The following is a 13,683-nucleotide window of genomic DNA, read 5'->3' on the forward strand; positions in this document are numbered from 1 at the left end:
TCTTGCTGCGAAGTGAGGCTTCTTTGAAAATGAGAGTGATTATCTTACAACTGGAAGGCGTCCATGTTCAGCTTGTTGTTACCGTTTCGCATTCTCACAGCCTTGGCCCTGGCGACCCTGCTGGTGGGCGGCGTGGCTCAAGCGGCGGACTGGCCGCGCGAAATCACCGGTGACGGCGCAGCCGTGACCCTGCCGGCACCACCGCAGCGTATCGTCTCCACCAGCGTCACCCTCACCGGCTCCCTGCTCGCCATAGGGGCACCTGTGGTGGCCAGTGGCGCCACCTCGCCCAACAACAGATTCGCCGACGACCAGGGTTTCCTGCGCCAGTGGGGCGCGGTCGCCAAGCAGCGTGGCGTGAAGCGGCTATACATCGGCGAAGCCAATGCCGAGGCCGTGGCCGCCGAGGCGCCGGACCTGATTCTGGTCAGCGCCGCGGGTAACGACTCGGCACTGCGCCTGGTCGACCAGTTGAAGGCCATTGCCCCGGTGCTGGTGGTGGGCTACGACAATCGCAGCTGGCAGCAGGTGGTGGAATTGCTCGGCCAGGCCACCGGGCGCGAGGCCGCGGCGAAGAAAGTGGTCGACGACTTCGCCCAGCGTGTGGCCGATCTCAAGGGGCGGCTGCAGCTGCCGCCGCAACCGGTCTCCGCCTTCGTCTACAACCCCGCGACGCGCCAGGCCAATCTCTGGACCGCCGCCTCTTCCCAAGGCCAGCTACTGGAAAGCCTGGGCTTCCAGTTGGCGGAGCTACCGGCCGGGCTGAACACCAGCCACAGCCAAGGCCAGCGCCACGACATCCTCCAACTGGCCGGCGAGAACGTCGCCACCGGCCTCAACGGCCAGACCTTCCTGCTGTTCGCCGCGGACGCCAAGGAAGCCGAGGCGGTGCGCAGCAATCCGCTGCTGGCGCACCTGCCAGCGGTCAAGGACAACCGGGTAGAAGCCCTGGGCGCCGAGACCTTCCGCCTCGATCCCTACAGCGCCAACCTGCTGCTGGATCGTCTGGAAAAGCTGTACGCCAAGCCCTGATCAATCCGTAGCGTGGACAACGGCGAAGCCTTGTCCACCACCCATCACCCCGAGTCCAGTGGAAAACACTGCGCGGTTTTCCACGCTACGCAAAAACGGCACTACCTCATAGTCAAGCACCCAGCCGCTTCGCCCGGCGCAGACCGCTCGCCAGCGCCCAGCACAGCGCGGCCACCAGCATGGCGACCAGACCGAAGACCAACGCCGCCTGGGCCGGCAGCACCAGGCTGGCCAAGCCGCCGAACAGCGCAGCACCGATCGCCTCGCCACCGATGTTCTGCGCGGTCCAGAGCGCATTGATGCGTCCCAGCAGGCGATCCGGGGTTAGTCGCTGGATCAGCGCGTACTGCACCAGGGAATTCAGCGCCCCCAGGTAGCCGAACAGCACCAGGCAAGCCGCCGCCAGCCAGAAGCTCGGCAACAGGGCGAAGACCGCCACGGCCAGGAAGGTGGCCACCGCTGTCATCAACAAGGTTCGCCCCGGTCGCGCCGCCTGGTTCAGCCGACCACTGGTCAGGGCACCGAGCGCGGCACCCAGGGGCGCGGCGGCATAGAGCCAGCCCAGGTGCCCGGTATCCAGGCCCCAGCTGTCCCCCAGCGCCGGATAGAGCACCCGCACCGCATTGGCCATGGTCACCAGGGCACCGACCAGGGCCACGGCGCCGAGCAGCCGGTTCTCGAACAGGAAGGCGAAACCGCCACCGAGCGCCTGCCAGGGCGATTCGCGCGGCTGCTCCGGCGGCGGCAAGGGCGGCAGACGCAAGAGCACCAGCAAGGTGATGAGGGTGCCGAAGGCAGTCAGGCCATAGTTCCAGACCACGCTGCTCTGGGCGATCAGCAGCGTCCCCAGCGGTGGCGCGACGATGGCCGCCAGCCGCACGCTGAGCATATTGAGGGCGCCGGCCTGCACCATGGATTCCCGCCCGACCAGGATCGGCGTAACCGCCAGCAGCGCGGTCACACCCAGGGCACCGAAGAAGCCATCCCACAGCGCCAACAGGTAGATGGCCGTCAGCGACGGCTCGGGCAGGCTGGCATTGATGGCCAGACCGACGAAACCCAGGCCGCAGATGGCGCGCGCCGCCAGGATCAGCCGGCGGCGTTCCAGGCGGTCGGCCAGCACTCCGCCGGTGAGCAGACCGACGAACATGCCGATGCCGGCCATGCTGAGCGCCAGGCCCACCTTGAGGGGTGAGTCGGTCAGCAGTTGGACCTGGATGGGCACCGCCACGGCCAGCAGCCCGAGGGACAGCACGGAGACCAGGCGGGCGATGAACAGGGTGCGAAAGGCGGGATGAGACCTGAGCAGGCCGAAGTCGAGCAGGAAGGACGTCTTGGACATGAATCACCGGAAAAACACAGGAGACGCTATCGAGCCGCCGGGGCAAGGCTGTTAGCATGTAATACAGACTAGCATGTGTTAATACGCCTTGTTCTCATCTACTTCCTTCTCTGTTTGCTGTCACGGATGACCATGCGCCCGCTTTTTCTTCTCGGCTGCGCCGGGCTCTTGCTACTCGGGGTGATGGCCGCGAGCCTTGCCCTGGGCGCCACCGCTATCCCGCTGGCCGAGGTCTGGCAGGCGCTGGGCCACGGCTGCAGCGATCCCGCCTGCCTGATCGTGCGTGAGGCGCGGCTACCGCGGACCCTCGCCGGGCTGCTCGCCGGCGCGGCGCTGGGCGTAGCCGGCACCCTGATGCAGGCGCTGACGCGCAACCCCCTGGCCGATCCCGGCATCCTCGGCGTCAACGCCGGTGCCAGCTTCGCCGTAGTGCTGGGTATCGCCCTGTTCGGTGCCAGCGGTCCCGAGCAGTACCTGGGCTACGCCTTTGGCGGCGCCCTGCTAGCCAGCCTGGTGGTGCTGTTGGCCGGTGTCGCCGGCGGGGGCGGCTTCAATCCCATGCGTCTGGTGCTGGTCGGGGTGGCGCTGGGGGCCATGCTCGAAGGCGTCAGCTCCGGCATCGCCCTGCTCGATCCGCAGGTCTACGATCAACTGAGGTTCTGGCAATTCGGCTCCCTGGACGTGCGCCAGCTCGACCTGCTGCGCAGCGCCAGCCTGCCGGTGCTGGGTGGGGTGATCATCGCCCTGCTACTGGCCCCAGCCCTGAACGCCCTGAGCCTGGGCACCGACCTGGCCGTCGCCCTCGGCACCCGGGTGCGCCAGACCCAGTTGCTCGGCCTGCTGGCCATCACCCTGCTCTGCGGCGCCGCCGCGGCGGCGGTCGGCCCCATCGCCTTCGTCGGCCTCATGGTGCCGCATTTGGGTCGCAGGGCCATCGGCGAGGATCATCGCTGGCTCTTGCCCTTCGTCCTGCTGTTCACCCCCAGCCTGCTGCTGACCGCCGACATCGCCGGCCGGCTGCTGGTGACTGGCGAACTGCGTGTCTCGGTGGTCACCGCCTTCCTCGGCGCTCCCCTGCTGATCTGGCTGGCCCGCCGCCAACGCCAGGGAGCCCGCCCATGAAGCGGTCCGACAGCCTGCGCCTGCTCTGGGTGCTGCTCGCCTTGAGCGGCACAGCCCTGCTGCTGGCGGTGTTCGCCCTGGGTAGCGGCAGCCTGGCCCTGAGCCCGTCCCAGGTGCTGGCTGCCCTGCTGGGCGAGGCGCCGCGGGGTATCGAGCTGGTGGTAACCCAGTGGCGCCTGCCACGGGTGGCCCTCGCCTTGCTGATCGGCGCCGCCCTGGGCTTGAGCGGCGCGTTGTTCCAGTCACTGCTGCGCAATCCCCTCGGCAGTCCGGACATCATGGGCTTCAATACCGGCGCCTACAGCGGGGTGCTGGTGGCCCTGGTGCTGTTCCAGGCCAGCATCCTCTGGAGCACCACCGCCGCCCTGATCGGCGGCCTGGCCAGCGCCGCCCTGGTCTACGTTCTCACCTGGCGCGGCAGCGGTGTGGACACCCTGAGACTGATCATCGTCGGCATCGGCGTACGCGCCCTGCTGATGGCGCTCAACACCTGGCTGATCGTCCACGCCTCCCTGGAGGCCGCCTTCAGCGCCGGCCTGTGGAGCGCCGGCTCGCTCAATGGCCTGACCTGGGCCAAGGCCTGGCCGGCGGTGATCTTCATCCTGCTGGCAGGCGCGGCCAGCCTGGCGCTCAGTCGCCGGCTGTTCCTGCTGGAGATGGGCGACGACACTGCCTGCGCCCTGGGCGTGCAGGTGGAACGCACCCGGTTGTCACTGCTGGGCCTGGGCGTGGTGCTTACCGCTGCCGGCACCGCAGTCGCTGGCCCCATTTCCTTCATCGCCCTGGCCGCGCCACAGATCGCCCGCCGGCTGACCGGCACCCAGCGCCTGGCGCTGCCCGCCGCCGCCCTCACCGGCGCGGTCCTGCTGCTGGGCGCGGATCTCATCGCCCAACGCCTGTTCCTGCCCTATGTCTTGCCGGTAGGCCTGGTCACGGTGAGCCTCGGTGGGCTCTACCTGATCGGCCTGCTCATCTGGGAGTCCCGCCGCTCATGAACGACGCCCCCTCCTCGCGCCTGCGCGCCGAACGCCTGACCCTGGGCTATGGCCGCAAGCCCATCGCCGAGGACCTCTCGCTGACCATTCCCGATGGCGAGCTGACGGTCATCATCGGCCCCAACGGCTGCGGCAAGTCGACCCTGCTGCGCACCCTCAGCCGACTGCTGGCGCCCAGCAGCGGCCAGGTCTGGCTGGATGGCCAGGCGATCCAGAGCTATCGCACCAAGGAAGTCGCGCGCCGATTGGGGCTGCTGCCGCAAAGCTCCCAGGCGCCGGGCGATATCTGCGTCCGCGACCTGGTGGCGCGCGGACGCTATCCGCACCAGTCGCTGTTCGGCGGCGTGCGTGCCGATGACGAGCGCGCGGTGACCCAGGCCATGCAGGCCACCGGCGTCTTCGAACTGGCCGACCGCGCGGTGGACACCCTCTCCGGCGGCCAGCGCCAGCGGGTATGGATCGCCATGGCCCTGGCCCAGGAGACCCCGCTGCTGCTGCTCGACGAGCCCACCACCTGGCTCGACATCACCCACCAGATCGACCTGCTGGAATTGCTGCAAGACCTCAACCGCCAGCAGGGCCACACCCTGGTCATGGTGCTGCACGACCTCAACCACGCCTGCCGCTATGCCACTCACCTGGTGGCCATGCGCGGCGGCCAGGTGCTGGCCAGCGGCCGCCCGCGCGACGTGGTCACCCCTGCGCTGATCAAGGCGGTCTACGACCTCGACTGCCTGATCATCGACGACCCGGTGGCCGGGACACCCATGGTGGTGCCTCTGGCGCGGCGTTCAGGTAGCTAGAGCGCCTTTAGCGCCCGGTTTAGCACCGGCCCGATCTGCGCCAGCTGGGCCGGGGCGATGATGTCGACGTGGGCGCAATCCACCTCATGGGCCTGCAGCCGGGTGATCCAGGGCGCCCAGGTGGCCTTGACGTCCATCCCCGCCGGCAGGGTGCGCCGGGCGACGAACATCAGCGACTCGCCGTCGAAGCGGGCGCTGCGCGCCGTGGCCAGCAGCCGCACCGAGTCGGCGTAGTTGCCTTCGATGGTGGCGAACAGCTCCGCCCCCTCGCCCAGCGCCGGATCAGCCAGGCCCTGCTGAGCCGCCAGGAAGGCCTCGCGCTCGCGATTCACCTCGGCCAGCACCTCCGGGTCCAGCTCGCGCTGGCCCTCGCGCTCCTGCCAGTTCTGCGTCTCCGGCGGATAGGTGTCGAGCAGGCCGAGGAAGGCCACGCTTTCTCCCAGCGCCTGCAACCGCGCCGCCAGCCCCTGGGCCAGGGTGCCGCCCAGGGAATAGCCGAGCAGATGATAGGGTCCGCGAGGCTGCACCTCGCGCAGGGTGCGCAGATGGCGCTGGATGACGGCTTCCAGATCGGCGCCCTGGGCCAAAGGGCCGTCTGGACGCGGCGACTGGATGCCGAGCAGCGACCAGCGCGGATCGAGATGGCGCTGCAGCACGCTGAATTGCCAGGCGAAGCCCGAAGCCGGATGGAAGCAGAATAGCGTCGGTCCTTCGCCCTGGCGCAGGGGCAGCAGGGTCTCGAAACCGGCTCGGGTCTCGCGGGCGCCGTCCCGCTCCAGTTGCTGCGCCAGACGCGCCACGCTGGACGCCACCATAATCTGGCCAATGGATACCGGCCGCGCCAGGCGCCGGCGCAGGTTGGCCGCCAGGGTCATGGCCAGCAGCGAATGGCCGCCGAGGGCGAAGAAATCGTCGTCCGCGCCGACGATGGCGCAGCCGAGCACCTCGGAGAAGGCTGCCGCCAGTTCGCTTTCCAGCCCCGGTGCCAACGGCCGGCTCACCGCGCGAGTGATGCCCTGAGGTGCCGGCAGCGCCTTGCGATCCAGCTTGCCGGTGGCGCCCAGGGGGAATTCTTCCAGCTCCACCAGGGCCACCGGCACCAGATGCGGCGGCAGGCTTTCGCCCAGGCGGGCGCGCAGGCGTTCCAGGTCCAGGGCGGCACCCGGTTGGGCGATCAGATAGCCCACCAATTGGCGGGCATCGCCACCCGCCGTAGTGGCCGCCTCACCCAGCACCCGGGCGTGGGTGACCGCCTGGGCGACGCCCGGCAAGGCCAGCAGGGCGTGATCGATCTCCGCCAGTTCGATGCGCTGGCCGCGGATCTTCACCTGGTCGTCGCTGCGGCCCAGGTATTCGACGACGCCCTCGGGCAGCCAGCGCGCCACGTCGCCGGTGCGATACAGGCGCTCGCCCTGGCCGGCAGGCGCGGCGATGAAGCGCGCGGCGGTCAGCTCCGGGCGGCCCAGGTAACCGTCGGCGAGTTGCACCCCACTCAGATAGAGGTCGCCGGCCACGCCCGGCGGCACCGGCCGCAGGCGCTCGTCGAGGATGTGCAGCCCGGTGTTCCACACCGGCTTGCCGATGGGCACGCTGCTGCCGCTGACAGCCGCCAGGGCGGCGCCATGGGCCGGATGATAGGAGACGTCCACCGCGGCCTCGGTGGGGCCATAGAGATTGTGCAGCGGCGCGCCGACCCGGCGCTCCCAGGTGCGCGCCAGCTCGGTGGGCAAGGCCTCACCGCTGCAGAACACCTGGCGCAGGCTGGCGCAGCGGGCGACCGCTGCCGGCTCGTCCAGGCTGGCGACGAAGGCGGCCAGCATCGAGGGCACGAAATGCACCGTGGTCACCTGCTCACGGGCGAACAACTCTTGCAGGGCCTCGGGATCACGGTGGGCCTCGGGTGGCGCCAAATACAGCCGGGCCCCCACCAGCAGCGGCCAGAAGAATTCCCAGACCGAGACATCGAAGCTGCTCGGCGTCTTCTGCAGCACGGTATCGCCGGCGCCGATCGGATAGCTGTCCTGCATCCACAGCAGGCGATTGACGATGGCCGCGTGCCCCACCACCACGCCCTTGGGTCGACCGGTGGAACCGGAGGTATAGAGCACATAGGCCGGATCGCTGGGCCGCGGTCCCGCGAAGCTCGGCTCTTCCTCCAACCCCGCCAGGGGCGCATCGAGAATCAGCACCCGGTCATCGCCTAGCCCCGGGAAACGTCCGCGTTGGCTGGCATCGGTCACCAGCACCCGTGGGCGGGCATCGTCGAGCATCAGTTGCAGGCGCTCGTCGGGATAGCCGCTGTCCAGCGGCAGGTAGGCGGCGCCCAGCTCCACCGTGGCCAGCAAGGCCAGGGACAGGAACACCGAACGCGGTAGCGCCACCGCCACGATGTCGCCCCGCCCGACCCCTGCTGCGCTCAGGCGCTGGGCCAGGGCCAGGACCTGCTGGCGCATCTCCTGATAGGTAAAGGCGTGCTGCAGATCGGCCAGCGCCGGCGCCGCGGGCGTCCGCGCCGCCTGCTCGGCCAAGAGCGCGGCCAGGGTGGTGGCGGGCAGCGGGCGCTCGGTGGCATTGATGGCGGCCAGCCAGTGCTGGTCAGTGGGTGCCAGGAGATCGGCTTGGCCCAGGGTGAGTCCAGGCTGGGTGGCGAACTGCTGCGCCAGCAGGCCGAAGCGTTCGGCGTGCCCCTGCAGGAGATCGGCGGCGTAGCGCTCGGCATTGCCCAGCAGCTTGATGTCCAGGGCACCGCTCGCCTCTAGATAAAGAGCGATTTCCAGATCGCGCACCGGCCCCGAGGCAAGCTCGTGGGTGATACCGGGCACCCCGGCGAAATCCAGGGCGAAATCGAACAGCTTGAGATTGATCACCGGTCCGGTCAGGGGCTCGGCATCACCTGGCCGGCCCAGGTCGCGGGCGATCTGCTCGGCGTCGTAGCGCTGGTGGCGGCGGATCTTCTTGAGCTCGGCGGCCAGCTCGGCAGCCAGCTCCGGCAGGGTCTGATTCGTGGTGGTCCGTACCCCCAGGGGCAGGACGTTGAGCGTCGCCCCACCGGACTTGAGGGCCACCGAGCCCATGCGTCTCATGAAGATGAAACCGGCACTGAAAGCCGGCTGCCCGCTCAGCCGAGCGAACCAGGTGGCGGCCAGGGCCACGGCGAGATCGGCAGGCGTCACGCCCTGGGCCCTGCCCTGCTCGGCCAGCCGTGCGAAGACCTCGGCGGACACCCGGGTACGGGCTTCGACCACCCGTGGGGTGGGTACCTGTCCGGCAAGGCCGCCCGGTACCAGGGAGGCCGCCGGTGGTAGTGCCGCGCCCCGCTCGCGCCAAAAGATGGCGTCGCGCTCCCGCACCGCCGACTGCTGATAATCCTGGTATTCGCGCACCACCTCGGCGAAGGACACGAAGGGCGAGGCCTCAGCCGTCTCGCCCCGCACCCGGGCGCTGTAGAGCGCGGCAACCCGCTTGGCCAGGGCGGCAAAGCCGTAGCCATCGATCAGCAGATGGTGATAGCGCTGGTACCAGTAGAGGTGGTCATCGCCCAGCTGGTAGATCCGGTTGAGCCACAACGGGCCGCCGCTGGTGGCGCGCAGGTCGCCGTCGAGATCGGCGCGGATAGCCGCCCGCGCGGCGCTTGCCGGATCAGCCGCCGTGCGCAGGTCCAGCCACTCGGGCGCGGCGATCTTGGCGTCGGTATCGATCCACTGCACCAACTCGCCCTCGCGCTCGGCGAAGTTGAGTCTCAGGCTATCCAGCTCACCCAACCCCTGGACGATGGCCGACACCAGCGCCTCGGCCTGGACGGATCCGCGCAGCTCGACCAGGTGGGCCACGGCGAAGGCATTGGCATGGGGCGACAGTTGATCGGCCAGCCAGATGCCGGGCTGGGCAGCGACCAGGGGGAGTTCGACAGCGGCGGAACGGGCAGAGAAGGACACGATAACTCCTGTCAGGAATGCGGGGAGACGGCCGGGCGAATGTCACGCCAGTGGGTCGTCAGCCAGTCGTCGCAGGCGGCACGCGGCGCCGGGCCGAATACCGGTTGCCAACCGGCGGGACAGGCCATGGCTTCCGGCCAGAGGCTGCATTGGCCGCTGGCATTGCGCAGGATCAACAGCGTCTGCGCGGGATCGTCGAAGGGATTGAGAGCGTCCATCGGACCTCCTGACGGAAAGAATTAACGGTCGGGCGCGACCAGGGGTTGCCAGAGGCGGACCAGGCCATCGAGCAATCCGCCACGCCACCATAGGGCGTCATGGCCGCCGTCGATCTCGCGATAGTCGAGTGCATGACCCTGCTCACGCAGACGCTCGACCAGGGCGCGGGAGGCTTCGAGAATCGCCGGCTCGCGCAGCCCGGCCTCGATGAACAGCCGCAGCGGCTGCCCGGTACCCTTCCCGGCCTCCAACGCCTCGAACAGCCGCCCCGGGGTACCGCGTTGCGGCCACCAGAAGGAACCGGACTGGCTCAGGGCACAACCAAAGCGCTCAGGCCAGTGCAGCGCGGCGTAGAGCGCCGCCAGTCCGCCAAAGCTCTGCCCGGCCACGACGGTCGAGGCCGCTGTCAGGGCATGGGGCGCCCAGGCCCTGACCTGCGGCAGCAGCTCTTCCTGCACCGCCAGCCAGAAGTCGGGATTGCAGGGCAGCTCGCTGCCCCGCAAGGCGCGGTCGCTGTTATCGATCAGCAGATAGATCGCCTCCGGCAGCAGCCCCCGCTCGGTGAGCCGTTGCAGTGGCCCCGAGATAGGCATGGCCTGCGCCCAGAACTGCCCATCCAGCAAGATGGCCAAAGGTCGCTCTTCAGGGGTGGTATTACCTGTGGTCAGTACCCAGATGGGGCGACTATTGCCCAGCCGAGCGCTGTCCCAGCGGTATTGCCGAAGATCGCTCGCCCCGGCTTCACGCCCGTCGAGCCCCTCGTCGAATGCCGTCCAAGCCGCTTGCGCCGGCGCGTCCGGCAGATGCACCCCGGAGACCGCCAGGCCCCGTCCGCCCTGCCAGGACCGACGTGGATTGAGCCGGTCGGCCTGGGCCAGGGGAAAGACACTGCGCCACCATAGCCGGATACCCTGCGGATCGACCTTGGCCTCACCTTCGAAAGGCGCAGGCTCCCCGACGGGAATCAGGCAGTAGCTACCCCGCCAGCGACCCGCCAGCTCGGTCTCCCAGGTCCAGACATCGGTGCCCGGCACCCGCGCTAGACTCTGCGGCAGGCCCGGCTGATGGTGATCGGTGACCCCGGTGATATTGAGCCAGACCCGCTGGATGCCGGAGCTCGCCCCGGCGGGATCGCGCCAGAGAAAGGTCAGGCGGTAGCGCCCGGCGGTGGTCGGTTCGATCAGCGGCGTGCCCCGGCAGGCCACGGCCTGCCACCAGGGCTCGCTGCCCACATCGTCACGCTGGAAGAAGGAATCGTTCATCGCATTGCAGTACATCGTCTTGGCAGCTCGTCGGAAGTCACGGGCTCTGGGCTCTGAGACCGCTGTCCGGGCGGAACGCCAGCAGCGCCACCCGGACAGCGCGGCCGTCAGAAGTCGTAGCGCGCCCCGACCATCACACTGCGCGACGGTCCCTGGAAGTTGAAGGTGGAGACCGAACCTACGCGTGACCAATAATCCTTGTCGAGCAGGTTGTTCACGTCGAGGGTCGCGGTGAGCTGCTTGGTGACCGGATAGGCCAGTTTGGCATCGACCGTGGCATAGCCAGGGGCGGAGATGGTGACCCCGGACGTCTGGTTGGTCTGGGAGAAATCGCTCATCGCGGTCACCCCGCCGCCGATGCTCAGGCCGGTCAGCGGGCCGCCTGCCAGGGTGTACTTGGTCCACAGCGAGGCCATGTGCTTGGGCATGGCTTCGAACAGCGTATTACCGTCGCCACTGAGACTCTGGGTATCCATGTAGGTGTAGCCGGCGAGCATTTCCCACTGCTCGGTGAGCTTGCCGCTGACCTCGATCTCGGCGCCCTTCACCCGCGTCTTGCCGGAATCCACTGAATAGCCGGTGATCGCCACGCCATTGGCGGTGAACGGAGTGGACGCCCGATGTTCATCGGTCAACTGGAAGACCGACAGGCGCGCGTTCATATCGCCGTTGAAGTAGCTACCCTTGATGCCGACCTCGTACTGGTCGCCCTCGCGCGGATCGAGGGCCTTGCCCTGGGCATCCAGCTCGCTCTGCGGCTTGTAGACCTTGGAATAGCTGGCATACAGCGAATGGTAATCGTCCAGATCGTAGACGGTACCGGCATAGGGCGTGACGAAGGCATTGTGCTCCTGGCTCTCGCCCGCCTCGGCGCCGCTGGCCAGAGTGGTGGTGTAGGCCTCGCCCTTGTACCAGGAGACGCGCGCCCCGCCGATCAGCGCCAGGCGCTCGATGGGCCGGAAGGTCACCTTGGAGTAGAGGCCGAATTCACGATCCTGGCTGTCGAAGTCGGTCTGATAGACGCGCGCCGGCTTGGCGAAGCGGCTGGGCGAATAGGTGTTCACATTGACCGTGCCCAGCACGCTGTTGCCGTTGCTGTAGTCGGTGTCGTAGTGCTTGTAGTCGGTCCCCACGACGAATTCACTGACCTGCCCCAGCGCCTCGAAGGGCTGGCTGTAGCTGGCATCCAGCGAATAGGCATCCTGCTCGAAATCTCGGGTGGTAGTACGGATGCTGGTGTTGCCGTTGGCCTGCACCGCGCTACCCGTGAAGGCATAGAGATAATCCGCCTCGCGATGCGAAGCCCGTGCGGCGATACGGCCATAGCCGCCATTGTCGAACCTATGGGTCAACTCGAAGATGCCGTCGGTGGTCTGGCCATCGAAGTAGTTCCAGTCGGCGCCGAAGAAGCGCGAATGGCTGAAGTCCAGCAGTTGGCCCTTGGCATTGGTGGGGTAGCCATTGTTGGGCGTGATGTTCTTGACCTGATGGATCAGACCGAAGGAGACCTGGGTGGCATCGGACAGATCGATGTCGAGGTCACCGTAGTAGCTTTCGTTGGTACTGGCGTTGTAGTCCACCTCACCGTTGGTATCGGCACGAGAGGCGACGAAACGACCGCGGACGTTCTTGCTTTGGGTAAGCGGTCCGGCCAGGTCGAGTTCCTGGTAGTTGGTGTCCCAGGAGCCATAGCGCCCGGTGATGTGGCCCTGGAACTCCTCGGTGCCACGCTTGCGCACCATGTTGACGATACCGCCCAGCTCACTGGTGCTGTTGAACAGCCCTGAGGGGCCGCGCATGATCTCGACCCGGTCGAAGGGCGAGAGGATGGGCACGGTACCGAAGATGCTGGTCATGGGCGCCGGCAGGCCATCGATGTTGTACTCGTCGTACTCGTAGCCGCGCGAATAGATGGAGGAACGCCCGCTGTCGTTGGTCAACACCCGCAGCCCAGCGGTGGACTTGGCCAGGTCGTCCAGGGTGTTGAAGTTGCGATCCTTGATGTAGTCGTTGGTGTACGAAGTGATCGACTGGGGAATGTCGCGCAGCGCCGCCGGTGTCTTGGTGCCCACGGTCGCCGAATCCACGGTATAGCCGCCGGTCTGCTCCGAGGGCGCCATGTCATAGAGGCGATTGCCTTCGATGGTCAGAGTGTCCAGCTCCGTGGCGCTCTGCCCGGCTACCGAGGCGGCCAGGGCCGTCAAGGGAAAGGGAATCAGCGCTCCGAGCAGGAGCAGGTGACGAAGCGCCCCACGAGAGGTGCGGATGGGCTGGCAGAGGGTTCCTTGGGTGTTCATGGTGATCCTTGTTACCGAGGCGTTGCAGCCGACGCCATGCACAAGAAGGCTGCAGCTCGCGGCGGCATGCGCGAGGGATCGCACTTTAAATGATAAAAACTCTCATTATCAAATGTTACGTTAAACTTTTGACGGCCAGCCACGTACCCCAGCGGACAGCCAAAGCTGCTGCCTGCGCGAGTGGGAAGCAAATGGCAGGAACGGCGGACCGTCCCGAGCGACGGCGCGGAGTACCCGAGCGCACGGAAGGGTTTCGGTGGCTATTGCCTGAGCAGGCAGAAGGGCAAAGGATCGAGGCGGTTGGCCGTTGGACCGAGAACCGCTCAGAGACCGCTGACGGCGGGCGTCTTGTCCGTCACCTTACCCAGTACCGGGCTGGGCAGGCGGCAGACGATTTCGCCGATGGCGTTCATCCGTGCCAGGCCGCCATCGCCCTTGCAGGCGTGATAGTCGGCCAGGTGTTCGGCGGGCGAATTGCGCAGCGCCTGGTCGAGAACGACCACCAAGGCGATAACGCCCACACCCAGGGCCACGACTTCGAGCGTGGTGCGGGCACGATACCAGGGGATCGGTCGCGAGAGGCTCATGGCGGCTCCAGGGCTAGTGGAAGAAGATAACTTAAGGGTTTCTTACTCTAATCGCCCTGGCGTGAATGTAAACAGCCATTGCTCGGTGG

Annotated in this window: 10 protein-coding genes; 4 read left to right on the forward strand and 6 right to left on the reverse strand. The window is 67.7% G+C overall.

From position 1 onward, the window contains the following. Positions 1 to 63 precede the first annotated feature (63 nt). Positions 64 to 1,032, forward strand: a complete 969-nt coding sequence (gene fepB, locus CCZ28_RS07460; protein ID WP_140217268.1) for a Fe2+-enterobactin ABC transporter substrate-binding protein — start codon at positions 64 to 66, stop codon at positions 1,030 to 1,032. 112 nt (positions 1,033 to 1,144) lie between these two features. Here the strand turns inward: fepB and entS are convergent, their stop codons facing one another. Next, positions 1,145 to 2,374, reverse strand: coding sequence for an enterobactin transporter EntS (gene entS, locus CCZ28_RS07465; protein WP_140217269.1), 1,230 nt, complete (start codon positions 2,372 to 2,374; stop codon positions 1,145 to 1,147). A 126-nt stretch (positions 2,375 to 2,500) separates the two neighbouring features. On the opposite strand from entS, the gene fepD reads away from it, so the two are divergent. Genes fepD through CCZ28_RS07480 form a run of 3 tightly spaced genes read left to right on the forward strand, consistent with a single transcriptional unit; the run spans position 2,501 to position 5,294 of the window. Next, a complete protein-coding gene (fepD, locus tag CCZ28_RS07470) occupies positions 2,501 to 3,496 on the forward strand; it encodes a Fe(3+)-siderophore ABC transporter permease (RefSeq protein WP_140217270.1) in 996 nt (331 codons plus the stop codon). Then, complete coding sequence (fepG, locus tag CCZ28_RS07475) at positions 3,493 to 4,491, forward strand: iron-enterobactin ABC transporter permease (RefSeq protein ID WP_140217271.1); 999 nt, start codon at positions 3,493 to 3,495, stop codon at positions 4,489 to 4,491. The genes fepD and fepG overlap by 4 nt, the downstream gene beginning before the upstream one ends. Further along, entirely contained in the window at positions 4,488 to 5,294 is an 807-nt protein-coding gene (locus CCZ28_RS07480) for an ATP-binding cassette domain-containing protein (RefSeq protein WP_140217272.1), read from the forward strand. The genes fepG and CCZ28_RS07480 overlap by 4 nt, the downstream gene beginning before the upstream one ends. On the opposite strand, the gene CCZ28_RS07485 is transcribed toward CCZ28_RS07480, so the two are convergent. The 5 genes from CCZ28_RS07485 to CCZ28_RS07505 all read right to left on the reverse strand — a co-directional run bounded on the left by CCZ28_RS07485 (position 5,291) and on the right by CCZ28_RS07505 (position 13,594). Further along, a complete protein-coding gene (locus CCZ28_RS07485; RefSeq protein WP_140217273.1) occupies positions 5,291 to 9,229 on the reverse strand; it encodes an enterobactin synthase subunit F in 3,939 nt (1,312 codons plus the stop codon). The two genes, CCZ28_RS07480 and CCZ28_RS07485, sit on opposite strands and share 4 nt — an antisense overlap. A gap of 11 nt (positions 9,230 to 9,240) precedes the next feature. Continuing rightward, positions 9,241 to 9,447, reverse strand: coding sequence for an MbtH family protein (locus tag CCZ28_RS07490; RefSeq protein ID WP_058793746.1), 207 nt, complete (start codon positions 9,445 to 9,447; stop codon positions 9,241 to 9,243). Between the two features lie 21 nt (positions 9,448 to 9,468). Further along, entirely contained in the window at positions 9,469 to 10,710 is a 1,242-nt protein-coding gene (gene fes, locus CCZ28_RS07495) for an enterochelin esterase (RefSeq protein WP_140217274.1), read from the reverse strand. Positions 10,711 to 10,817: 107 nt separating this feature from the next. Continuing rightward, the gene (locus tag CCZ28_RS07500) at positions 10,818 to 13,007 is read right to left on the reverse strand and encodes a TonB-dependent siderophore receptor (protein WP_140217275.1); all 2,190 of its coding nucleotides are present in this window, start codon (positions 13,005 to 13,007) and stop codon (positions 10,818 to 10,820) included. Positions 13,008 to 13,330: 323 nt separating this feature from the next. Further along, positions 13,331 to 13,594 carry a hypothetical protein gene (locus tag CCZ28_RS07505; protein ID WP_140217276.1) on the reverse strand — a complete coding sequence of 88 codons (264 nt, stop codon included), beginning with the start codon at positions 13,592 to 13,594 and terminating at the stop codon, positions 13,331 to 13,333. Between the last annotated feature and the right edge of the window lie 89 nt (positions 13,595 to 13,683).

Origin of the sequence: Pseudomonas oryzihabitans (assembly GCF_006384975.1) — a bacterium.
Taxonomy (GTDB): Bacteria; Pseudomonadota; Gammaproteobacteria; order Pseudomonadales; family Pseudomonadaceae; genus Chryseomonas; species Chryseomonas psychrotolerans_B.